At 44.4% G+C, this 22,840-nt stretch carries 21 protein-coding genes; 10 read left to right on the top strand and 11 right to left on the bottom strand.

What is annotated here, in order from left to right:
* Positions 1 to 193: 193 nt before the first annotated feature.
* A complete protein-coding gene (locus ACUC6J_RS07595; protein WP_447250005.1) occupies positions 194 to 1,555 on the top strand; it encodes a lanthionine synthetase C family protein in 1,362 nt (453 codons plus the stop codon).
* Here ACUC6J_RS07595 and ACUC6J_RS07590 read toward each other — a convergent pair whose 3' ends face one another.
* The 5 genes from ACUC6J_RS07590 to ACUC6J_RS07570 all read right to left on the bottom strand — a co-directional run bounded on the left by ACUC6J_RS07590 (position 1,556) and on the right by ACUC6J_RS07570 (position 5,863).
* Positions 1,556 to 2,290, bottom strand: coding sequence for an ABC transporter permease (locus tag ACUC6J_RS07590; RefSeq protein WP_447250004.1), 735 nt, complete (start codon positions 2,288 to 2,290; stop codon positions 1,556 to 1,558). It lies immediately after the preceding gene.
* A 13-nt stretch (positions 2,291 to 2,303) separates the two neighbouring features.
* A complete protein-coding gene (locus tag ACUC6J_RS07585; RefSeq protein WP_447250003.1) occupies positions 2,304 to 3,011 on the bottom strand; it encodes an ABC transporter permease in 708 nt (235 codons plus the stop codon).
* Entirely contained in the window at positions 3,008 to 3,931 is a 924-nt protein-coding gene (locus tag ACUC6J_RS07580) for an ABC transporter ATP-binding protein (protein WP_447250002.1), read from the bottom strand. The genes ACUC6J_RS07585 and ACUC6J_RS07580 overlap by 4 nt, the downstream gene beginning before the upstream one ends.
* A gap of 145 nt (positions 3,932 to 4,076) precedes the next feature.
* Positions 4,077 to 5,012 (bottom strand): sensor histidine kinase, encoded by a 936-nt coding sequence (locus tag ACUC6J_RS07575; RefSeq protein WP_447250001.1) that lies wholly within the window; start codon positions 5,010 to 5,012, stop codon positions 4,077 to 4,079.
* 131 nt (positions 5,013 to 5,143) lie between these two features.
* Positions 5,144 to 5,863 carry a response regulator transcription factor gene (locus ACUC6J_RS07570; RefSeq protein WP_447250000.1) on the bottom strand — a complete coding sequence of 240 codons (720 nt, stop codon included), beginning with the start codon at positions 5,861 to 5,863 and terminating at the stop codon, positions 5,144 to 5,146.
* 163 nt (positions 5,864 to 6,026) lie between these two features.
* Between ACUC6J_RS07570 and yhbH the strand changes: the two genes are divergently transcribed.
* Together yhbH and ACUC6J_RS07560 are read left to right on the top strand one after the other, a co-directional pair.
* Positions 6,027 to 7,193 carry a sporulation protein YhbH gene (yhbH, locus tag ACUC6J_RS07565; RefSeq protein ID WP_447249999.1) on the top strand — a complete coding sequence of 389 codons (1,167 nt, stop codon included), beginning with the start codon at positions 6,027 to 6,029 and terminating at the stop codon, positions 7,191 to 7,193.
* On the top strand, positions 7,190 to 8,635 hold the full coding sequence (locus ACUC6J_RS07560; protein ID WP_102997733.1) for a SpoVR family protein: 1,446 nt from the start codon (positions 7,190 to 7,192) through the stop codon (positions 8,633 to 8,635). Before yhbH ends, ACUC6J_RS07560 begins: the two co-directional genes overlap by 4 nt.
* A 68-nt stretch (positions 8,636 to 8,703) precedes the next feature.
* Here the strand turns inward: ACUC6J_RS07560 and ACUC6J_RS07555 are convergent, their stop codons facing one another.
* The 4 genes from ACUC6J_RS07555 to ACUC6J_RS07540 all read right to left on the bottom strand — a co-directional run bounded on the left by ACUC6J_RS07555 (position 8,704) and on the right by ACUC6J_RS07540 (position 12,537).
* Positions 8,704 to 9,885, bottom strand: coding sequence for a hypothetical protein (locus tag ACUC6J_RS07555; protein ID WP_017426672.1), 1,182 nt, complete (start codon positions 9,883 to 9,885; stop codon positions 8,704 to 8,706).
* 113 nt (positions 9,886 to 9,998) lie between these two features.
* Entirely contained in the window at positions 9,999 to 11,582 is a 1,584-nt protein-coding gene (locus ACUC6J_RS07550; protein ID WP_447249998.1) for a sensor histidine kinase, read from the bottom strand.
* Complete coding sequence (locus ACUC6J_RS07545) at positions 11,579 to 12,265, bottom strand: response regulator transcription factor (protein WP_025364467.1); 687 nt, start codon at positions 12,263 to 12,265, stop codon at positions 11,579 to 11,581. The genes ACUC6J_RS07550 and ACUC6J_RS07545 overlap by 4 nt, the downstream gene beginning before the upstream one ends.
* Before the next feature lie 32 nt (positions 12,266 to 12,297).
* Entirely contained in the window at positions 12,298 to 12,537 is a 240-nt protein-coding gene (locus ACUC6J_RS07540; RefSeq protein WP_447250290.1) for a PucR family transcriptional regulator, read from the bottom strand.
* A gap of 165 nt (positions 12,538 to 12,702) precedes the next feature.
* Between ACUC6J_RS07540 and ACUC6J_RS07535 the strand changes: the two genes are divergently transcribed.
* The 7 genes from ACUC6J_RS07535 to ACUC6J_RS07505 all read left to right on the top strand — a co-directional run bounded on the left by ACUC6J_RS07535 (position 12,703) and on the right by ACUC6J_RS07505 (position 19,282).
* The gene (locus tag ACUC6J_RS07535; protein WP_016820488.1) at positions 12,703 to 13,404 is read left to right on the top strand and encodes a response regulator transcription factor; all 702 of its coding nucleotides are present in this window, start codon (positions 12,703 to 12,705) and stop codon (positions 13,402 to 13,404) included.
* On the top strand, positions 13,401 to 14,762 hold the full coding sequence (locus ACUC6J_RS07530) for a sensor histidine kinase (protein WP_447249997.1): 1,362 nt from the start codon (positions 13,401 to 13,403) through the stop codon (positions 14,760 to 14,762). Before ACUC6J_RS07535 ends, ACUC6J_RS07530 begins: the two co-directional genes overlap by 4 nt.
* 22 nt (positions 14,763 to 14,784) lie before the next feature.
* Positions 14,785 to 15,378, top strand: coding sequence for a PepSY domain-containing protein (locus tag ACUC6J_RS07525; RefSeq protein ID WP_420539971.1), 594 nt, complete (start codon positions 14,785 to 14,787; stop codon positions 15,376 to 15,378).
* 115 nt (positions 15,379 to 15,493) lie between these two features.
* Positions 15,494 to 16,042: a PepSY domain-containing protein gene (locus ACUC6J_RS07520; protein WP_447249996.1), complete on the top strand. Its 549-nt coding sequence runs from the start codon at positions 15,494 to 15,496 to the stop codon at positions 16,040 to 16,042.
* A gap of 204 nt (positions 16,043 to 16,246) precedes the next feature.
* A complete protein-coding gene (locus ACUC6J_RS07515) occupies positions 16,247 to 17,257 on the top strand; it encodes a phosphotransferase (protein WP_447249995.1) in 1,011 nt (336 codons plus the stop codon).
* Between the two features lie 18 nt (positions 17,258 to 17,275).
* Positions 17,276 to 18,172, top strand: coding sequence for a phosphotransferase (locus ACUC6J_RS07510; RefSeq protein ID WP_016820493.1), 897 nt, complete (start codon positions 17,276 to 17,278; stop codon positions 18,170 to 18,172).
* Between the two features lie 243 nt (positions 18,173 to 18,415).
* A complete protein-coding gene (locus ACUC6J_RS07505) occupies positions 18,416 to 19,282 on the top strand; it encodes an arylamine N-acetyltransferase family protein (RefSeq protein WP_447249994.1) in 867 nt (288 codons plus the stop codon).
* 169 nt (positions 19,283 to 19,451) lie between these two features.
* Here ACUC6J_RS07505 and ACUC6J_RS07500 read toward each other — a convergent pair whose 3' ends face one another.
* Positions 19,452 to 20,474 carry a protoglobin domain-containing protein gene (locus ACUC6J_RS07500; protein ID WP_447249993.1) on the bottom strand — a complete coding sequence of 341 codons (1,023 nt, stop codon included), beginning with the start codon at positions 20,472 to 20,474 and terminating at the stop codon, positions 19,452 to 19,454.
* 249 nt (positions 20,475 to 20,723) lie between these two features.
* Positions 20,724 to 22,619 carry a PrkA family serine protein kinase gene (locus ACUC6J_RS07495; protein WP_013370145.1) on the bottom strand — a complete coding sequence of 632 codons (1,896 nt, stop codon included), beginning with the start codon at positions 22,617 to 22,619 and terminating at the stop codon, positions 20,724 to 20,726.
* Positions 22,620 to 22,840 lie beyond the last annotated feature (221 nt).

Raw genomic sequence — 22,840 nt, 5'->3', positions numbered from 1 at the left:
CTACCTCCTTTTATTTTTTACAATTTTATTATAATTTATATAATCTTAACTAGACTTTATAAAACTCTTACATACATCTTAAATTTAGTGAATGCAATTAAGATAATCCCTCGTTACTTTTTAGAATTTTTAAGGACAACTCGCCAGCTTTGAGCAACAATATAATGAAGGAAAAAATGAAAGGGGCATTCGTATGAAAACGGACCATTTTATTATGGAAGCATGCGAGCAATTACAGGCAAAAGACTTCAGTACAACAATCGCCTTGCGCCTGAGTAACCCTGAATCGGTCTACAAAGCAGTCCACGCAGAGCAAAATATTTCACCCGAAACAAAATATCACCCATGGGGAGATACTTCACTTTCACACGGTTATCCGGGTAATATTTTTTTACTATCTCAATGTCGTGCTTCAGACTCCACGTATGATTGGAATCAGGCAATCTACTTGAATATGAAGCACATTCAAGCTTCACTTGCTAAAAAAGGTCTGAATGATGTCTCACTTTACAGCGGCTGGACCGGCATTGCTTCTTCTGTGAGAGAAGCCTCCAATCATGGCGAATACTACAGCCATTTTTTACAGCAAATACATGAATGGATGATTCCTCTGACAGAACAATGGCTGCAATTGAATACAGCACAATTAGCTCTGCACGAAGGGATGCCCATGCAATCCTTTGATACGATTTCAGGAGCCTCAGGGATTGGGAGATATATTGTGATGAACTCAACCGATCCTAGTTGTACTCCTCTTGTCGAGCCTATTCTTCAATTTTTAACCGATCTCACATATCCTATAAAAATTCACAACCGCTATGTTCCAGGCTGGTACTCTCCGCAAAAGTTCCAATTTTTGGATCGTGATAAAAGCAATTATGCTATGGGTAATTTCAATTGCGGAATGGCACACGGCATTCCCGGACCACTGGCCTTACTATCTGTAGCTTACAGTTCTGGAATTGAAGTAAAAGGCCAATATCAAGCGATTGAAACGATTACGGAATGGCTGCTTAAGTATAAAAATGAGGATACATACGGCTACTACTGGCCTCATATTGTTCCTTTTGAAGCTGAAACAGCCTCTTTACAGTTAGATTTAAAACGAGCAAGAGAAGCCTGGTGTTACGGTACTCCCGGCGTTGCCTGTTCCTTATATCTTGCTGGGAAGGCTCTTCATGATGAAGAACTGCAAAAAATGGCTGTGAAGGCCTGTATCGGTGCCATTACCTATGAGATTACTAAGCAGGAAATGGACTCCTCTGCATTGTGCCATGGTCTTGCCGGGTTACTTACGATCTCCTGGCGAATGTGGTGTCACAGTAAGGAACCAGCGTTTATCCCGCTTATTCAACACTTAACCAGTCAGCTGATAGATCGCTTTCAAGCCGATAGCCCACTTGGATATCTGGACCCCGAGCCAAGGGCAGACAGCTCTTTGGCCTGGCTGACAAAAGCAGGCCTGCTTGAAGGCGTCGCCGGGATTGCTTCTGCTTTATTAAGTGTTTCTGAGAACAAAGAGATGCCCTGGGATTACATGCTCATGCTATCCTAGCTACAGCCAATCTCTATTCACAAACATCTTTCTTCCAGCAAATAGATAGGCTAAAAACGTAAAAAGTACAATCAAACCAAGACTATAAGGCTCAACTCTAGGAGCATAGCTCGCTGTTTGCGGCAACATGATATAATAAGGAATCGTAAAAGGAAACCATGCGCCTATGGAAGAGTGAAAGCCTGTCATAACAATATTAGGCACCACACAGCAAATAGCCATTCCTAGTGAAGCTCCAAAATTGCGAATTTTCACCGAGAGCATAAGCTGGAGGGCTGCCAATGGTAGAATCCCGAACCACCCTCTCCATCCGGTAGAAAGGACGAGCAACCAAGGGATTTTTCCTGGAGCACCTGCTATATACCCACCTACAAAATATCCTACTATGAATGTAAGCTGATCAAGAAACAGGATGAGAATGAGCAATATATATTTTGCATAATAGATTCGCTGACGGGGATATGGACTGCTCAATAAAATCTTCCATCCCCCGTCTCGATGTTCGTATGCGCACAAAAGAGAAGCGATAATTCCACAATAAAGCGGATAAAAAAACATCGAGTGAAATTGCGCCGCATAGGTGTATAGCATTAACCAGCTAGGCTCATAAAACTGCTTCAAATCGTTCAGTTCCAGGACTCCCATTAAAGAATTGATAACCGCATCTAATATAATGAGAATCCATACCATGACCCATTGAAGCTTCATCGCTTCCACGCGTAAAATGGATCCCATACTTCTCCTCCTCCTATTTGAATTCATGCTTTCTAAACTGTAGAGTACCGAGTCCTGTGAAGATGACCCCTGCACATAAAGCAATGATCACCCACATTACGTATCCCTTAATTAGAGGACTTGATAGAGCCGGATACGACCAAGGTAATAATTTAATCCAAAGAATACTGGTTCGTGCCAAAAACAAGCTGGCAATAGAACCAAATATGCCAAATGCTAACGGGAATGCCTGATTAGTAAAAAGCGTAGACAACCAAAGTTGAATTGCAAGTACAGGCAGAGTAGCCAAGCTGGCGTTAATCGGCTGCAGCAGCATAACTCGCCAAGGAATGGACTCGTTTGTATACAGCACCCAGATGAGACTCATCCCTGCTATCGTAATCAAGGCAGTACCAAACTGCAGAATCACAATCCAAAACATTTTGGATAAGTAGATGTAGCTTCTGGGAACCGGCATGGCCATAAGCTGCTTCCATGTTTGGGTATCATGCTCTGTACCCGCCATAATACTTGCTAGAAGTGTACCGCCAAGCAGCATTACAAACGAGATGAACATAAACATAACCGCAAAACCAGCATAGACCCCTCCTGGCCCCTGACGAAAGTAGAGATACCATTCCATGACAGTCATCCCTGTAAGGACACAGCCCTGTATTAGAGGAAGCCACCAGCATATTTTTTTCAGCTTATATCCTTCCGCCTTGATAACTTGGAGTATCATAAACTTCGCTCCTTACCCGTCAGCTCCAGGAATATTTCCTCCAATGTTTTTTTCTTCTCCCTTACCCGATAGACGGGGTGATTGTGCTCTACCAACACTTTGATCATCTCCGATGATTGTTGCCGATCCACAATAGGAGTTATGACCTCTTTTTGCTCCATGGATTCAGCTCCGGCAATCCATCCATGCTGCATCAGGGCTCCAGCAGCCTGAACAGGATTTTGGGTTTCAATGAATAATTGAGGCTTGCTTTTGTCTGTAAGTTCTTTCATCGTTCCCTGGAAAATCATTTCTCCTTGATTAATAATCCCTACATAGGTTGCGATCTGTTCGATTTCACTTAGTAGATGGCTCGAAACCAATACCGTCATTCCGTAAGCATCAGGCAGGCTCATAATTAACTCCCGAATTTCCTGGATACCAGACGGGTCCAAACCATTCGTCGGTTCATCAAGAATCAACAATTTGGGATCAGCAATCAACGCCATGGCAATTCCTAGCCTTTGCCTCATCCCCAAGGAGTATCCTTTTACCGGTCGATACGCATCTTTGCTTAATCTCACCAAATCCAGCACTTTATGAATTTTTCGGGTCGGCAGCCCACGCATTGTTGTAACGATTTCCAAATTTCGATATGCAGACAAATGGGCATAATAGGCAGGTGATTCAACCAGAGAACCTACATCCTTTAATATTTCCATGCGATGATCCTTGAGCTTTTTCCCAAAAATCTCAATCTCCCCGGATGTGGATTTAATCAGCCCGAGTAGCATACGAATCGTGGTCGTTTTTCCCGCCCCGTTTGGTCCCAAAAATCCGTAAATTTGCTTCTCAGGTACCTGGAGATTTATTTGTTTGACAAATTCTCGTTTTCCAAAACGCCTGGTTAGCTGCTGTGTATGTATTATATATTCAGACATTTCCTGATCTCCTCTCGACTTTTAATGCTGAAGTTTTAGTTACATACAGTTTACAGAAGGAAAGTTAACATCAGGTAAACAGTTCCTAAACAACAGGCAAAAAAACGAGCGAACTCCAAAATGTGAAGGCACAGATGTTAAAGAGTTACATATTTAGCGGCAAAGTAATTTCCACCCTGGTACCCTTTTTACTTCCCGGAAGAATATGAAGCGTTCCGTTATGAGCTTCAATAAAGCTTTTGGCAATAGGTATGCCATGCTCTTTGGAATGAGACACCTGTATACATTCAGTTGGATTCATTCCTTTTCCATCATCTTCGATCGAAATATGAAGCTTGTCGCTCTCTTTATTTACATCCATTGAAATATGTGTACCTGAAGGATTATGAATGATTGCGTTCATCAAAAAATTTTTCAGCGCTCTACCTAATAATTTACTATCGAAGGGCATGGTACATACTGCCTCCAATGACATAAAAGAAAATTCGTACTGCTCGGCCGAAGGATGGTTAGCGATATCTATGACTGTATTGCGGAGAAACTCCACAATGTCCTCCTTCTTCAGTTGGATCGGCAAGGCACCCTCCTTGAGCTGCATAGAAGCATTCAAATCCTGAATTAACTGCTTCATTTCCGTCACTTTCTCACTGATAGCCATACTAAAGCTTCTTTTTTCTTCATCGGACCAATCATACTCTTGAGTAGTCAGCATGGCTGCATATCCTTCAATATAGGATAATGGTGTTTTGAGATCATGGCTTACGCCTGCTACCCACTGCTGTTTTCGCTTTTCTATTTCTATTCTCTCTTCCTCATTACTGCGCAATTGAGCAGATAAGATGTTCATTTGTTCAAAAACTTCTTTATACAATTGATACGGAGGCTTATAATTATTTCTCTGATTTTTTTTGCGCTCTGGCAGTTCTAGCTCACTTAGCGGTGCCTGGAATTCCCCTGTTGCTATATTTCCAATCCATTTAATTACATACACCAAGGGTTTGCCTATATACCATCCATAGACAACTATAAACACAAGGCTCTGCATGATTCCAAGTCCGATCCAGAAGAGATCAATATTCATATTATGAGATGTACCAAATGTACTTTTTATAAAAATATATATAACAGTACAGATAAGAAAACAAAGAACATAGGCTAGAGCAAAACATAATGTTACTTTTATAAAACGAAAGGACATCTTGATCAGAGAGTTCATTCTTGCTCCCCCCTCTTGACTGATATCATTTTATAACCTAGCCCTCTTACATTAACTAAAAATTGCGGATGCTTGGGATCAGGTTCTATTTTTTTTCGCAAACGAGAGATATGAATGACTACTGTCTTTTCATCACCAAGGAAGGTCTCGCTCCATAGTGCTTCGTATAGCTGACGCACACTGAATATACGGTTAGGATGCTTGCACAAAAATACCAGCAGCAGCCATTCACGCGCAGGACAATCGACCTCTTGGTCTTGCACATACAACACACCTGATTCCAATTCCAGACAAAAATATCCAAAATCTAAGGTTCGTAAGGCAGGCTTCATGTCCGCTGTTGTCACTTTTCGATATTTCATTCGAGCTTTCATACGCGCTACGACTTCCAACGGGTTAAATGGTTTGGTGATATAATCGTCCCCTCCAATACCAAAGCCCATTAATTTGTCCAAATCTGTATCTCTTGCTGTCAAAAAAAGAATAGGAGCTTCCGTATATAGACGCATCTGACGACACACCTCAAACCCATCGTGATCAGGAAGCATAACATCAAGCACGATCACATCAATTCGAGATTCCATCACGATTTGCAGCGCTTCTTGACCCGTGGCTGCATGCTTAACCTGAAGAAACCCTTCTTTTTTTAATACCGTTGTCAGCATATCTCGCAGTCCCTGTTCATCGTCTACGATAAGCACTGCAATTTCTTCCATAACCAAGGTTCTCCATTCTTTTTTTACATTTTTTACTTTCATTATAAAAGCAAACGGGCAGAATTTAAATCGAGTTCCATCACATATCGTACATCCCCGTGAATATACTTAATAACCAACAAGGCCAAACTGTGCCGTGTATCCACTTGGGGGGTGCCTAACAATGACGGAACCACGCCAGCCATATTCATTCGTCGTATCCCGTGAAGATTGGTCGCTGCATCGCAAAGGGTACCAGGATCAGCAACGCCATCAGCAGAAGGTCAAAGATGTCATTAAGCAAAATCTACCCGATCTGATAACGGAAGAAAATATTATAATGTCGGACGGTCAACAGATTATCAAAGTGCCCATTCGCAGTCTGGATGAATATCGCTTCATTTATAACTACCAAAAGCAAAAGCATGTAGGTCAAGGGGATGGCGACAGTCAGGTGGGGGATGTCATCGGACGTGATCCTGCTTCCCAGAAGCCAGGTAAAGGCGAGAAAGCAGGCGACCAGCCAGGACACGATATTATGGAAACTGAAGTCAGCATAGAAGAACTCGAAGATATGCTGTTCGAGAAAATGGAATTACCGCATTTGCAGCAAAAAGATAAGGATCAAATTGAGGTTGAATCTATCGTATTCAATGATATACGCAAAAAAGGCATGCAAGCGAACATTGACAAGAAGCGAACGATACTCGAAAATCTGCGCCGCAATGCTCGTGAGGGGAATCCGGGCATTCATCATATTAGTCCGGACGATCTTCGTTACAAAACATGGGAAGAGAAAACCATTCCCCAATCCAATGCGGTAATTATAGCTATGATGGACACCTCAGGCAGCATGGGATCTTTTGAAAAATATTGCGCCCGCAGCTTCTTTTTCTGGATGACTCGCTTTTTGCGCCGCCAATATGAAAAGGTGGAAATTGTCTTTCTTGCGCATCATACCGAAGCCAAGGAGGTTACGGAGGAAGAATTTTTTACTCGCGGTGAAAGTGGCGGAACAATCTGCTCTTCTGCTTATTTGAAAGCATTGGAGATTATCGACAAGCGCTATCCTCCTTCCACTTATAATATTTATCCCTTCCATTTCTCCGATGGCGATAACCTAAGCTCAGACAATGAACGGTGTGTGAAACTAATTGAGGAGCTTATGAAGCGCAGCAATCTGTTCGGCTATGGAGAGGTGAACCAATATAATCGCAGCAGTACGCTGATGTCAGCCTATAAGAATATTAAGACAGATCAGTTTATGTACTATGTCATCAAGGAAAAAGGTGAGGTATACCAAGCCCTACGCACCTTTTTTCGCAAACGGGAAGGGGGAACGGTGGGATGAGTACCGACCAGAAAGAGCTGGAATACGCGATATCAGAAATTATGGAGATTGCAAATGGATTCGGTCTCGACTACTATCCGATGCGGTATGAAATTTGTCCGGCGGATATTGTATACACATTCGGTGCGTATGGTATGCCCACGCGCTTCAGCCACTGGAGTTTCGGAAAAACATTTCACAAGATGAAAATGCAGTACGATTTTGGATTGAGTAAAATCTATGAGCTGGTCATTAACTCCAATCCCTGCTACGCTTTCCTGCTGGATGGAAATTCTTTGGTGCAAAATAAACTGATTGTCGCCCATGTACTGGCACACTGCGATTTTTTCAAACACAACGCCCGCTTCTCGGCCTCCAACCGCAATATGGTCGAGAGCATGTCTGCCACCGCGGAACGGATCAGCAGCTATGAAATGGAGTACGGCTCCAAGGCCGTGGAATCCTTCATTGACTCTGTACTGGCGATACAGGAGCATGTAGACCCACAGCTCATCAAACCAAGACATCTGGATAAACAACGCTATATGGAACTCAAAATCAAGGAGCAAAAAGAACCTAAAAAACACCAGCGTCCCATCGGACCTTACGATGATCTGTGGTCACTGGACACAGTAAAGCAGCATGATTCGGCCGAGACCGAGGGGATCAAGGTACGCCAGTTCCCACCGGAACCTGAAAAGGATATTGTCTGGTTTATTCAGGAATTCTCCGAGGTACTGGAGGATTGGCAGCGGGACATCATGACGATGCTGCGGGACGAAATGCTGTATTTCTGGCCCCAAATGGAGACCAAAATCATGAATGAAGGCTGGGCCTCTTATTGGCATCAACGGATTGTCAGGGAACTGGATCTGACCGGGGATGAAACTGTTGAATTTGCCATGCTAAATGCTTCCGTTGTGCAGCCTTCCAAGCAAAGCTTGAATCCGTATTATTTGGGATTGAAGATATTTGAAGATATTGAAAAGCGATGGGATAACCCGACCCGTGAGGAGCAAGAGCGTCAAGGACGCAAACCGGGCGAGGGCCGAGCTAAAATGTTCGAGGTGCGAGAGTTTGATTCGGACACCTCTTTTATACGCAATTACATGACCAAGCAGCTAACAGAGGATTTAGATTTGTACGTGTTTGAGAAACGGGGGCCGGATTGGAAAATTACCGATAAATCCTGGGAAAACATACGGGATCAGCTTGTGTTCTCACGCGTAAATGGAGGCTCCCCTTACATCGTCGTTGAGGACGGAGACTACCTGCATACGGGCGAGTTAAAGCTCAAGCATCAGTATGAAGGCATTGAGCTGGATTTAAAATATATGGAGCGCACGCTTCCATATGTATATCAACTGTGGGGGCGTACCGTTCATTTGGAAACGATGATTGAGGGGAAGCTCGCCTTATTTTCATATGATGGGAAGAAACATCATCGCAAGTTTGTGCAGTGACCCACAATCGAATAGCCAGCCTAATTTAAAAAAGGTGCATTCCGAAGAAGGAAATGCGCCCTTTTTTACTACTTTTTCTTAAATTCGACGATGTAGCTCTGATTCAGTTGTTTTCCACCTTCCGAAATGTTCTGGTACATGGATAAAAACCGGGCGGAAGGGCTCCACACTGTTGGACTGTCATAGGATTGGATATCGGTCGTAACGGGAGTGGTTTTACCCGTGGATTGGTCAAACACATACAGCCCTCTCATTCCTTGCTGATCCTCATCATAAATGGAAAAAGCAAGCTTGGTCCCGTCGCTGGACCAGCTTCCACGACTCATTAAAGTCCCTTGACCCACGATCCCTTTCTCTTTGCCTTGTTCATCCAAAATGATCATACGGGCTGGTTCGGATGTATTCCATTTCCGCTTTTCAATGGCAATAGATTTACCATCAAGCGACACAGCAAAAGACATGGCCCCCTCTGCAATGGTCACAGCTTGAGGATGATTGAGAGAGAACCGATTCAGTACCGGATACCCTTGTTTATCATTGCCTGTATAAAATATGTCGTTACCCACCTTCTCGACATGAGCAATTAATTCTGAGTGATTCGGATCTTGAAAGCTTAGTTCTTCTGCTTTGCCGTTCAGACCAATCAGATGTATCTTACCGTCTGGTGTACCTGTAATGAGATGATCCTTATCGCCCCAGCTCACTTCGTTAGTCATGTCCAGCTGACCAACCGATGTAACCTTACCACTGCTGAGTTCTAAAATATAGCCCTGGATATCATACTTGCTGCTGGCACTGCCCTCCGTAAAAAACACATGGCGTTGATCCGGTGATACCACAGCAAGTAACTGTAGAGCGTTACGACCTGGTGTTAAAACTCGCTCCTTGTTGGTCTTTACATTATGAATCCATAACTGATTCTGGCGCTCCACAATCAATTCTTCATCACTCAGCCATGACCTCGCGTAGACATCTCCCAGCCTGTCGATGGACTGTACCACCAGTTCGTCCGATACTTGCTGCCGAGCTGCATCCATGTCAATCACAGTAAGCTTTTGCCCCGTTTTCATACCGGATGTTGGAATTGTCTCTCCTGCGCTTTTTATGCCGCAGCCGCTGAGCAATCCTCCAGCGATCAAACCAGTCATGAGCAAGCCTGTGACTTTGTGTCTGAAAAAGCGTGCATAGGGATATTCGAGACGAGGAAAGCCGTTCTTTTGCCCGTAGCTGTCTAGGTTTTTCTTCATCATGTATAACGGCCTCCTTGTTAACGTTACCCCCAGCTTAATGCCTGAACATCTCGTGAATACATCGAATTGTTTCCAAATTGTAAATAAGACAACATTTTCAGTTCTAAAGCTATCTACTGAGAGCCATCGTGAACCAACAGGGGGAGCCTGAGCGAAAATTCATTGCCACTTGCAACTGAATGACCATTGCTATTTTCCAACCCAGTACCGCCCGAAGCTGTAAGCTGCAACTCTCCACCCATGCGCTCCGCCAGTCTGCGTGCCAGAGGCAGGCCAAGTCCCGTACCACTGTCCTGGCGAGAACGATCACGGCTTAAGGTAACAAACGGCTCAAAAATCATGTCCCATTCTTCCCTAGGAATCCATGGACCGGAATTGCATATATACACTATCACGGTGTCCTTTTCCACTCGATTGGATAACGTGATCCAGCCTTTGTCCTGATTATATTTTACTGCATTATCCAGCAAATTCAGTACAATATGCATTAGATGCTTAGGATCTCCACACACCTTGGCTGGAATGGTATCCATCGAAAAATTTAGTCCACGCGCCGCAGCTTTCCCCCGGATTCGGCTACCTGCATCTTCGAGCAGCAAATGCAGCTCCACTTCCTCCGTATGTAATTCAAAATCGTATTTGTCCAGCACAGATAGTCTCAGTGAATCCTCGACAAGCTCATACAACCGTTTTGTTTCCTTACCGATACTTTCTCTGGCTTCACGCACCAATTCGGGATCATCCCCATACATATCCAGCAAATCAGCGTAAGCCTGAATAGAGGTCAACGGAGTCTTCAGTTCATGACTGATATTGCCAATAAAAGTCTTCTGCTGCTGCTCCAGCTCTCGCAAACGCTGAACTGCTTCTTCCAGCCGAAGCTTTTCATTCTCGAGCGCGGTAATACTAGCCCGGATCACATGACTCATCTGGAGCATCCCTTCATCCAGCCTTCCTAGCTCGTCCTGACGTCGCAGCAATCGAGCTTCTGGAAAGTGCCCTGCCGAGATCTGCTCAGAAACGCGAGTCAGTCGTCCGATGTCCCTCGTCTGGCGGCTGACATAGCCTAAGCCCAGAACAAAGCTTAAAACCAGCACCGCCCCTCCTGTCCATAAAAACAAGCGGGCAATCGCCTGGTAGAACTGCTGCTGCGCTTCTGTTGAGCTATGAAGCTGTACCACTCCCAGCAAGCCGTCCGGACCTTGCAGCGGAGCCAAATAAGTAACTGAGCTACCTTCCGTAATATACGCAATTTTCCCTTGGAGCGCATAAGAAAGCGCCTGGCCGACGTTTGTTCTATAAGCCAGTGGTAGAGAATTTCCGACCTCATCTCCCCGGCCATCATATAAAATAACGCGCATATTACTGGATACGCCAAGCTCCACGGCAAGCTGCGGCGCTTGCTTTTTCATGAAGTCTTCGGGCGATTGGTGAACTCCCAACAGGTAAGACTGTTTTACGCGCATCTCCACGATTTCCGCCTGACGCTTTAAGCCGCGTTCCATTTGGTCTGTCTGATTAGCACGAATACCGGTAAGTACGAGCCAGCTCAGCACACCGACAGTAAACAGCAGTAAAGCCGCCAGGACCAGCGGAAATTTCCAGCGCAGGCTCAAGCCTGTACGCTTACGTTTGCGCTTTGGCTGGTCAGTGGATTGCAAGCTTCCTTCTGGATGGAGTGAATGATGTTCGTTCACGTCATTTTCTCCGCCTTATAGCCGATTCCATACACAGTTTGCAGCATCGACTGGTGCGGCTCCAGCTTCTTGCGCAAGCGCTGAATATGAATATCCACCGTCCGCGTTCCCCCTGCATAATCGATGCCCCATACTTGTTCCAGCAACTCGTCCCGCGTATATACCCTTCCAGCATGGGACACCAGTAGCGCCAGCACATCAAACTCCTTGGGGGTCAGATCCAATGCTTTTGCTCCGAGTTCAGCCGTTCGACTGGACGGACGCACTCGCAACAGGTCCAGTATTATTTCCGTTCCTTCCGGCGCAGGCGCTCCTTCTCGTTCCAGTCTCCGTACCAATGCCTTAATACGTGCGAGCAGTTCTCTTAGGTCAAACGGCTTGCTCATAAAATCGTCCGCCCCCAACTCCAGTCCAAGCACCTTATCGACGATATCGTTTTTTGCGGTTAGCAGTAAAATACCGATGCCCTTTCGGCTTTCCAAACGGCGACACACTTCATATCCGCCCAGTTTGGGCATCATCACATCCAGTATGAGCACATCCGGGTGAAACAAACGCACTTTTTCCAATGCATCCTCTCCATCCACGGCAGTTTCCACCAAAAAACCTTCCCGCTTTAACGCATAGGCCAGTGCATTTCGAATACTCGCCTCATCGTCCGCTATCAGTATTCTTTTATCCATGTCCTTCCCTCCCTGCCTCAAAAAACGTTCGACTACTTATACTCCCGCAAATAATAATGTATTAGACATGTATGGCATATAAACTGCTCGCGGGAATCATTAAGATCAAAATCCGTCATGTCGCGTATCCGTTCCAGTCTATATTTTACCGAATTATGATGTATAAAAAAATAATTTGCTGTATCTATCAGACTGCCCCTGTTTTCCAAACAATAAAATAATGTTTTGAGTAAATCACTGCCATGTGACCCACTGACTCCCCGGTCGCTAATGCCCTTTCTATGATAGGGGCCACATCTGACCGAGGGGATTGTCCATAATTATAACGCATTATGCTAAGCTCTTTCTCTCCCAGTCCCGTGCTTTGAAGTGTCTTACCTGTCCGTATATGCTAAAATACTTCCGTATCGGCTATTCGCCTACAGGAGGGCATGATTATGAACCAATCCATTTTGATCGTAGAAGACGAAGAGAAGATTGCCCGACTTCTAGAGATCGAACTTGAATTTGAAGGCTATCAAGTAAGTAAAGAAAAAAACGGAATTGACGGACTGGAGACCTATTGCAAAGGTAGTTGGGATCTGGTTTTACTGGATATTATGATTCCCGGTCTTAATGGCATCGAACTCCTGCGGAGGATTCGTAAACATGATGCGAACGTTCCTGTCATTTTACTAACGGCTAAAAGTTCCATTGCAGATAAGGTAGAGGGACTCGATTTGGGAGCCAATGACTATGTTACCAAACCTTTTGTGATCGAAGAGCTGCTTGCACGTGTAAGGGCCGCGCTCAGGGTAGGTGCAGCGAAAGACATGGCTTCACAAGTGGCAGATCAATGGCTTAGTGCCGGGGACTTACGTCTCCATGAAGGTACTCGTGAAGTTCTTCGTGGAGAGCACAACATTGAGCTTACGCCGCGAGAGTTTGACTTGCTCGTTCATTTACTTCGACATCAGCGGCAGGTACTTAGTCGTGAACAATTACTGGAGAATGTATGGGGCATTGATTATATTGGTGATACCAATGTGGTCGATGTGTATATTCGCTACGTGCGGAATAAAATTGACCCTTCGCGCCAACTCCCTGAGCTGATTCATACTGTACGCGGAATTGGCTATGTTCTGAAGGAATCGTTATGAAGCTGCAGAACAAAATCCATACGTACACCTCGTTACTATTCGGGGTTTTACTTGTAGTCATTAATTTCTTAGTCTATTTTCTATTCAGCCAACTTTCGATAGACAGTCGAAAAAACCAGGTAGAAGCCGCAGCAGAAAACATGATTCATGGCATTCAACGCGCTCCAGTATCCGTAGCCACTGAGGATCTTCTACGAGCTTATGTGCCGCTGGATGGTATGCTTCGGCTAATGAGACCGGAAGGCGACTTTCTTGCCCCTATCACCTCTTCATCAGAGCAGTCTCTCAGCTTGGTGAAGGGCGTTTTTAATGAAACACGGCAGGTTCGCATCATTACCTATGAAAGCAACCGTTATATTTACGTATCGGTCCCCATGATTTGGTCGAATGGAGAGGTTGTCAATCTTCAGGTGACCGAGAGCCTGCAACCGACGATGCAGACGCTTCAGGTACTCAGGATCGTACTTATTGCAGTCACAGGAATTGCTTTTATTCCTGTCGTCCTATCGGGAAGACTGCTGGGCAGACTGATTACACATCCAATCACATCCATGATTAACACGATGAAAGAGATTCAACGTAGCGGGAAATTCAAACGTCTTCCGCTCAATTCGTCATCACGCGACGAGCTAGTCGAAATGGGAGAAACGTTTAATGACATGATTGAATTGCTGGAGCGGAATTTTGTTCGCCAAGAACATTTCGTTTCGAATGCGTCCCATGAATTGAAAACACCTCTAACCATTATTGAAAGTTATGCCAGTCTGCTTAAACGACGGGGATTGCAGAATCCCAGTATTTTTGCCGAATCCGTTGAAGCGATCCATTCTGAGGCGCTCCGAATGAAGGATATGGCAGAGCAGCTTCTTCTATTGGCCAGAAACGAAGAACAATGGAATGTCGTGTTAGAACCTGTGCGCTTGACCAAAGTAGGGACAGAACTGAAAGCTACATTTGAAAATGCTTTCGCCAGACAAATTCAACTGGATGTACAAACAGACTGCATCGCCTATACGGACGAAAATAAATTAAAACAACTTTTATTTATATTTTTGGATAATGCGCGCAAATACAGTGACGAGCCGATACACCTGATGATTGATATTGTGGGCGGTACGGCTCAACCTTGCATAAGAATCACAGATCAAGGAATTGGAATCCCTGAAGAAAAGTTATCTAAAGTTTTCGACCGCTTTTATCGTGTGGACGAAGCCAGAAGCCGCGAGGAAGGTGGGACCGGGCTAGGCTTATCATTAGCTACAGGAATTGCTCAAGCTATTCAAGCACAAATTGGGCTAGAAAGCATAGAGGGAAGTGGAACAACTGCAACGATCATCCTCCCTACTGTTCCAGAATAATAAGCCAAAGGAGGCAAAACCAATGAAAACGATCTATACCTGGATGATTGGAGGTATGGTAGCGGCTATATTAATCACCATTTGCCTTTTACAGTGGCCCTGGGCACGATCGTTATCAGCTTCGCCCTTGGAAGAAAAAACCGTGGTCCAATCTGTATTGCATCAGTATCCCGGTGAGGTGCTCGAATCCCAACGTTTGGATAATTTTTATGTGATCAAGCTAGAACGCACCAAAGGGAAGTATGTAATAAAAGTCAATGCCTATGATGGTGTCATTCAATCCATTAAGCGGACACAGATGTATACAGATGCAAAGCAGGAACCCCAAGATCACCCCCCCGGTTCCTCACAACCCAATGACAAATCAAATCCAGTCCATAAACCTGACCCGGTTTCTCTTGTCATTACAGAGAATGAAGCAGCCAAGCTTGCTGCAAAAGCAGTGAATGGAACATCCGATGATATTGAACTGCACCGCAATGACAAAGGCCTCTATTATCTTGTTGAGGTTGAGATACAAGATGGGCGTGAGGCAGTGGTGCAGATCAATGCAGTATCAGGCTCAATCGACTCTATCACTTGGGAAAAAGAAAAACAGGATCACGACGAATCATGACGCCCTGATGATCTTGCTTATAGCTTCTCATTGTTTTCTCATGATTCTATTATGTTCCTCTCATATTCAAGGGTTAAGCTGTATTCAAGCATACAGTTCAAGGAGGAATTAGGTAATGAAAAAAAACTATACATTAGGAATAATAGCAGCCACGGTTCTGCTTGGAGTTACGGTTACAGGTGTCTCGGCAAATGCCGTATGGGCTGCTAAACCTACGGGATTAATTGGAGCGACTGCTGCTGCCAATATTGCCAAGAAGGCTGTGGGAAATGATGCGCAAGTTGAGGATGTCGAACTGGAGCGCAAGAACGGAAAGGTATACTATGAGGTGGATCTTCAGCAAGGAGATAAAGATTGGGATATAGATGTTGATGCTTATACCGGGAAAACTATCCGTTCCAATTCTGAGCTTGATCATGACTCGAATGACGAGTCTTCCTTTTACAAGCCCAACCACGTCACTCTAACTGAAAAGCAGGCTGGACAAATTGCACTTAAGCATGTGCCTGGGAGTACCCTTCTGTCTTCTAAATTAGATAAGGAAGACGGACAGTTCATCTATGAGGTCAAGGTACTCACCAACGAAGGAACTGTCGAGCTTGAAATCCATGCATCGTCTGGAGCGATCGTGGATACAGACGAAGAAGATGACAACGATAACTGATCAATCATTCATAATCAGGCTTGCGTAATACAGAGCAAATTAAAACGGAGCAGCGAACTTTCGCTGCTCCGTTTTTTTGACGAATGTGAACAGGAAAAGTAAGAGAATAGCTCCATAAAACTGCACCTATTATTTCCTTATGAATAGACTGATAACTAACAGAGGATTACCTTTTTCTTCAATTAAAAGTCAAGTGAGGTTCTTATGGCGAAATCCTATACAAAAGCACAGATTCGCGAAATCACCCGTCGTTTCGGCCTGATCCCCTTAAAATCAAGCTTAGTCTCATCACTGTACCGAAAAAATGCAGTAATCCAAGTAAAAACGAAAAAGGGAACTTATGCATTAAAGCCCTTTAGTCGTTCAAAGATGGCTCGTTCCAATACGATTCAACAGATGGAACGAGCTGCGAGCTATATAAGGCTTTTGAAAAAGAGAAAGTATAACTACATGCCCACATGGCTCCCTACTCATTCCGGCAAGCTATGGACACTACATCAAGGAACGCCATTTTATGTAAGTCAATGGATCAAAGGACGGGGACTGGAAACCGCTGAAGATTTCGAAAAACTAGGGTTAGCCCTTGCCACACTTCACGCTACATCCACCGGCTTACATCGGATGGAGAAAGGAAATTCCCCTTCGACCATTCAACAATTGCGGATATGGAAAAAGCAAGACCGTCTTTTCCAAAAAAAAATGACAAAAATCAGCCGCAAGGATAAAGAGTATCGCAACTGGTACAACACTCATGGCAAGGACTGTATACGTTTATCCAGACGTGCATGGAAGGATTTGCAGGACGCATCCATTATAAGACTACTTCGAACGGAACGCCGGCATCCCTCCTTGATACACAGTGATATCACTACCCCGAATGTCATTATTTCAGACGACGGTCATCTCAAAATCATTGATTGGGATCGGGCTAAGATTGGCTCCGTCTATGCTGATTTGGCAAAGGCTCTTATGAATACAACTCAATTCAATCCTGAATTTGTGCAATCTTTGTTAAGGGGATATCAAAAACGCAAACCACTCAGCCGAACTGAGCGGAAGATTGTTACAGCTTTATATAAACTGCCACGAGAAGCTTGGCATGCTTCTCGACATCCGAATCGTTCAAGAGACCGCGAAATCCTAGACAACTGGGCTCAGTCGTGGCCTCTTCGATTACAAATCATCCATATTTTGCAGGAATGGGCCCGTGTATAAAAGAAAGTGAGGAGCAAAATGTCGATTTTATCGAACGTTGAGCAAATGTACGGAATCAAAATTCAGCGTAGCCGTCAAATGAAGGACATTCACAAGATTGAAACCGCTAATACAACTTATTGCTTAAAACCCTACAAATTTCCGGAAGAAGAGATTCGTTTTATTACACGTGTCTTGTCCTACCTGGATGAACGCGGGTTTACACGTAGCCAAAAGGTCTATCCAACCGTACAGCAAACAGCCTACATGACCTATGAAGGTGTTTCGTATACACTAACTAATTGGGTTCATGGACCCAGACCGGAATTTACAAAAAGAATAGACTTCAAAAAGGGAATTTCTACTTTAGCCAAATTCCACACCAGTGCCGTAGGCTTTCCTGTCACGGAAGCGCCGCCTTCCAGAATCCGTTATGAAGGCTTGAGCGATGAAATAGCTGAATATAAAAAACGTCTCAGTCCTTACAAAGGCACAGCACATCTCCTAGCTCTTTGTGAAGAAGTGTTATATCGTCTACAGCAGCCCAAAGTTCGAGCTGCAATCCAGCAGGAGCAAAAAGCAGCTGCATTAATACACGGTGACTATAACTATCCCAATCTGGTCAAAGACAGGCAGCTCAAAATCCATTTGATTGACTTTGAAAATTGTTCCCTACACGTAAGGATGAAAGATCTCTCCCATCTTCTTCATCGGAATTGTCTTTGGAACGCGACAAAGATGCTGCGCGCGATAGACTTTTATCAACGATATCGACCGTTGAGTACTCAGGATCTGCATCTGCTTCATACGCTATTGATCTCTCCCTATCATGTGGTCCGCAACCTTAGAATAGGTGGCTTCCGTTCTGCCAAGCGAGTCATTCCATCGTTCGTGCATTTGAACAAATACCGACGTGAACTTAGATCACTGCTATAATTAGTTAGCTTGAAAATAAGAAAAAAAACAGACCCGATAATCAGGTCTGTTTTTTTGTGTTCTGACAGCCATCTACGGGAAATCGACATGTTACTAAACGAATTGATTTGCTGATTGTACCGGTACAGCCATAAATTTATAGCATTGTACACAGCACGTACCCCTTTTACAATGATGCTAAGACTCAATGCTCATTTGTTTCGAGAAGAGAATTTGGCAAACTAACAATAGAGGTGACTGCACATGTACACCATGACAAAAGAAGAAATAAAGGCTTATTTGAACAGAATTGGAATTTCCGAAGTTCAGCCTCCTACCCCATCCTATTTAGTGGAGTTGCATAAGGCACATGTAAAAAATCTTTCATGGCAAACGTTGGACATTTTTGCAAGAAAGCCGGCTGCCATTGGTTTTCAAGAATCCGTTCAGCTCATTCTACATGGGAGAAGTGGTTATTGTTTTCATCTGAATGGTGCCTTTAGTGCGCTGCTACATTCGCTAGGGTACAAAGTTTCTTTGCATCATGCTGGGGTACAACCTTTAGGAGCTGAGCCACGCATTAATTCATTTCATCTTGGACTAACAGTGAACTTGCTAAATGAGCAGCAAGAAGATGAAGTATGGATTGTAGATGTCGGACTGGGCGATATGCCATATGAGCCTCTTCCACTCCTTATGGGGACTTATGAACAAGCCCCTCTTCGTTATAAAGTTATGGAATCTGAAGTTGTTACTAAAGGTTGGCGTTTAGAACATGACCCGCTCGCTTCATTTGTTGGCGTTGATTTTGCCCCTACGGTTGTTCAGGATTTGGAAGAATTTAAGCCGAAACATCATTTCTATAGCCGCTCCGTGGAATCTCCATGGTTTAACCTGTTTCTAATTCGGCAAAGGCAAGCATTAGAAGCGAATGAACTCAGAGGATGTATGTGGAAAAAACGCGGGCTAAACGGTTTGGAAAAAATAGAGCTGGATAAGAAATCGCAGTGGCTGGAAGTATTGGCTGATGTATTTGGTGAGCCGCTCGTTAACTACAGCCACCAGGAACGGGACGAGTTATGGAAAAGAGTACTTGCGGCTCATATGGATTGGAAAAAAAGCTTCCTCTAATTCCTTGTTTCAAAAATTCGGTCATTCTTTCATAGGAATATGCACTTCCTCTGTTGCCTCTGTTGTGTTGACTGGACTGCCAACAGGAAGATCGCCGCTTTGCCAGTATCCAGCCAGCTAACGCCCCGAAAACTTCCAGTTCCCCAGGATATACTGCTCAAGCTACATCTCACACCTCCAGCAATTCCGAGGAGTGCTGCAACATTTCCAATTCCTTCACCATGTTTTCAATCAGCTTTGTGAATGAAGCCAATTCTTCCGAGCTGGAGGCCTGTTGCCGGGCACTGGCTGTTGTGGCAGCGGTTTCGGATTGCACACTGTCAAGCATACGGGCAATATCCAGCACCTTGCGCTGAATTTGCTCCTGTGCTTGCTTTGAATTAGATGCCAGCTTTCGCACTTCCTGCGCCACCACTTGAAATCCACGCCCTGCTTCTTGTGCATGGGCTGCCTCAATTGCCGCATTCAGTCCCAGCAAATGAGTCTGATCGGACAATTCTCGAATGGTACTGCTCATCTGTTCAATATGCTTAATCTCATCGCTCAATTGCAGTACCAGTTCCTCTGTATGTTCCTGTGAAGAAGCAGTGTTGCAGGCACTCTCCGCGATATTATCGGTATTTTCCCTAAGTTCGGCAATCATCCCCGTCAAATTTTGTGCAATTCGGGACACCACAGTCAGCATCTGCGTTTGTTCATCGGCTAGCTCGTTAACTTGTTCCTTTTCCTTTTCCTGATAAGCTTCCAGCACAAGTTGGGAATCCAGATTGAACATTTTGGAAAGAGCGTGCACAATAGAATACCAATCCTCTATCCCCGAACGCTTTAAAATGTCTACTGCAATATCCAGATAAGCAATGTACGTACCCAAATAATAATCGGAAGATAATCCAATCCGGGAATGTACCTGCCCCACAAAAAGGCGGTGCTCGATAAACTGATCATCTATTTTCCCATCTGCGAGAGAAAGCCAGTATTCACGTTGTGTTTGCTTTAGTCGCTCAATATTCGACCATTTAGAGATAATTGACATGAGATGGGGAACCTTTTCTACATGCTTATAAAAACGATCCACTACCTCATTTACAATAGATTGGAATAACCCCTGATAATGATGCAATAAAGCCAAATCGCCATCAGTAATACCAATGTATTGTATCTGTTTTAATCTACTCTCAGCGACATGAATCATAAGTTCCTCCAAATAATAGTTTACATAGATTTTACATTACCATATTTATCGGCAACTTTTTAGAAAATGTTAAAAAAGCAGAAGATTGATTGTGATTGTTTACATATTAATTTCAGAAAAACATATAAATCCAACTCTCTATTCATACAAAAAAAGAACCCGTCAGCACCTCAAACGCTCTGTGCCTGCCGGATTCTCTTCACCATCCATTTCAATCCATAGCCTCATTACACAATTGTTTATTTCCCCTTACCGATTCAGGAGGCTGCCTACATACCTCAATAGATCGTTGGCGCTGGCTCCAGTGTAGCCATGCTCCTCAATCAGCCGCTTAATCACCTCATTCATCCGTTTGAGCTGATTAGCATCAGGCGTTTTGGTTGAAGTTGTGATCTTCACAATATCCTTCAAATCGGCGAACAGCTTCTTTTCAATGGCTTCTCGCAGCCGATCATGATGATGATACTCAAACTTTCGCCCCTTGCGGGAATAGGCAGAAATACGGATTAATATTTCCTCACGGAATGCCTTTTTCGCATTTTCCGACACCCCGATTTGCTCCTCGATGGAGCGCATAAGCCGCTCATCCGGGTCGAGCTCCTCATCTGTGAGCGGATCGCGGATTTTCGCCCAATTGCAAAAAGCCTCGATGTTATCCAAATAGTTATCAAACAGCGTCTTGGCTGATTCTTCGAAAGAGTACACAAAGGCCTTTTGTACTTCTTTTTTCGCCAATTCATCATATTCCTTACGAGCCACGGAAATGAAATTCAGATACCGCTCCCGCTCTTCCTTTGTGATAGAAGCGTGCTGGTCTAAACCATCCTTAATGGCTCGTAAAATATCCAGAGCATTGATGGACTCCACATTTTGCTTAATCAGCGCACTGGAAATACGATTAATGACGTACCTTGGGTCTACACCGGACATGCCTTCTTCCAGAAACTCATGTTGCATCTCCTTCAGATCGGCCTCCTTATAGCCTTCGACCTCCTCACCATCATACATGCGCATCTTTTTAACCAGATCCATCCCCTGCTTCTTGGTTTCTTTCAACCGGGTGAGTACAGAGAAAATGGCAGCCGTTCGCAGCGCATGAGGAGCGATGTGAATATGACGCATGTCACTTTGCTCAATGAGCTTGGCATAAATCTTTTCTTCCTCGGAAACTTTCAGATTATAGGGAATTGGCATTACAATCATCCGCGATTGCAACGCCTCGTTCTTTTTATTCGCAATAAAGCTTTTATACTCCGATTCATTGGTGTGAGCTACGATCAATTCATCTGCACTGATGAGCGCAAACCGTCCGGCCTTGAAATTTCCTTCCTGGGTCAGAGACAGTAAATTCCACAAAAATTTCTCATCGCACTTCAGCATTTCCTGAAATTCCATCAGTCCGCGATTCGCTTTATTCAGCTCTCCGTCAAATCGATAGGCGCGTGGATCCGATTCCGAACCATACTCTGTAATGGTGGAAAAGTCGATGCTGCCTGTCAAATCGGCAATATCCTGTGACTTCGGATCAGAAGGACTGAACGTACCTATGCCGATCCGGTTTTCTTCCGATATAAATACCCGCTCCACGCGAACCTTTTCAATATCACCATCAAATTCCGTACGTAATCTCATTTGGCAGGATGGGCACAAATTACCTTCAATGCGCACACCCAATTCCTTTTCGAATTCGGGACGCAACTCATGAGGAATAAGATGAAGGGGATCTTCGTGCATAGGGCAGCCTTCTATGGCATACACGGCTCCCTGATCTGTTCTCGAAAACTTCTCCAGACCACGCTTTAGCAAAGTGACCAGTGTTGATTTCCCTCCGCTAACAGGTCCCATCAAAAGAAGGATACGCTTGCGGACATCGAGCCGCCTGGCTGAGGAATGGAAGTACTCCTCCACCAACTTCTCCAGTGCACGATCCAGCCCAAAAATCTCCTGCTCAAAAAACTTATATCGCTTATGTCCCCCAACCTCTTCTACACCAAAAGATTCAATCATTTTGTAAACCCGTGCATGAGCGGTCATCGCCGGTGTCGGGTCTTTCTTGAGTATCTCGATATACTCTCTAAAAGTGCCGTTCCAGGCCAAGCGGTTGTTCTCCGCTCGGTACTCCGCAAGGCGGTCAAAAATATTCATGCTCGGTTCCTCCCATGACTGCGTAATGACTATCCTCCACTCTTGATGATTATGGCTACACTCGTCACGCCTTTCAGGATATAATGAGATCCTCTTAAAAAAAGTGTAATACATACCTATGCAGATTGATTTCAGAATTGACCTATTTTTTTGTGACAGGTCTCTAGGCTTTTTCCAAAAATAAAGGGATTCACTATGCTAAAATAGACAACAACAACGCG

The organism is Paenibacillus sp. JJ1683, assembly GCF_053006485.1.
The sequence above is the reverse complement of the archived record's forward strand: the minus strand, read 5'-3'. Positions and strand labels throughout refer to the sequence as shown.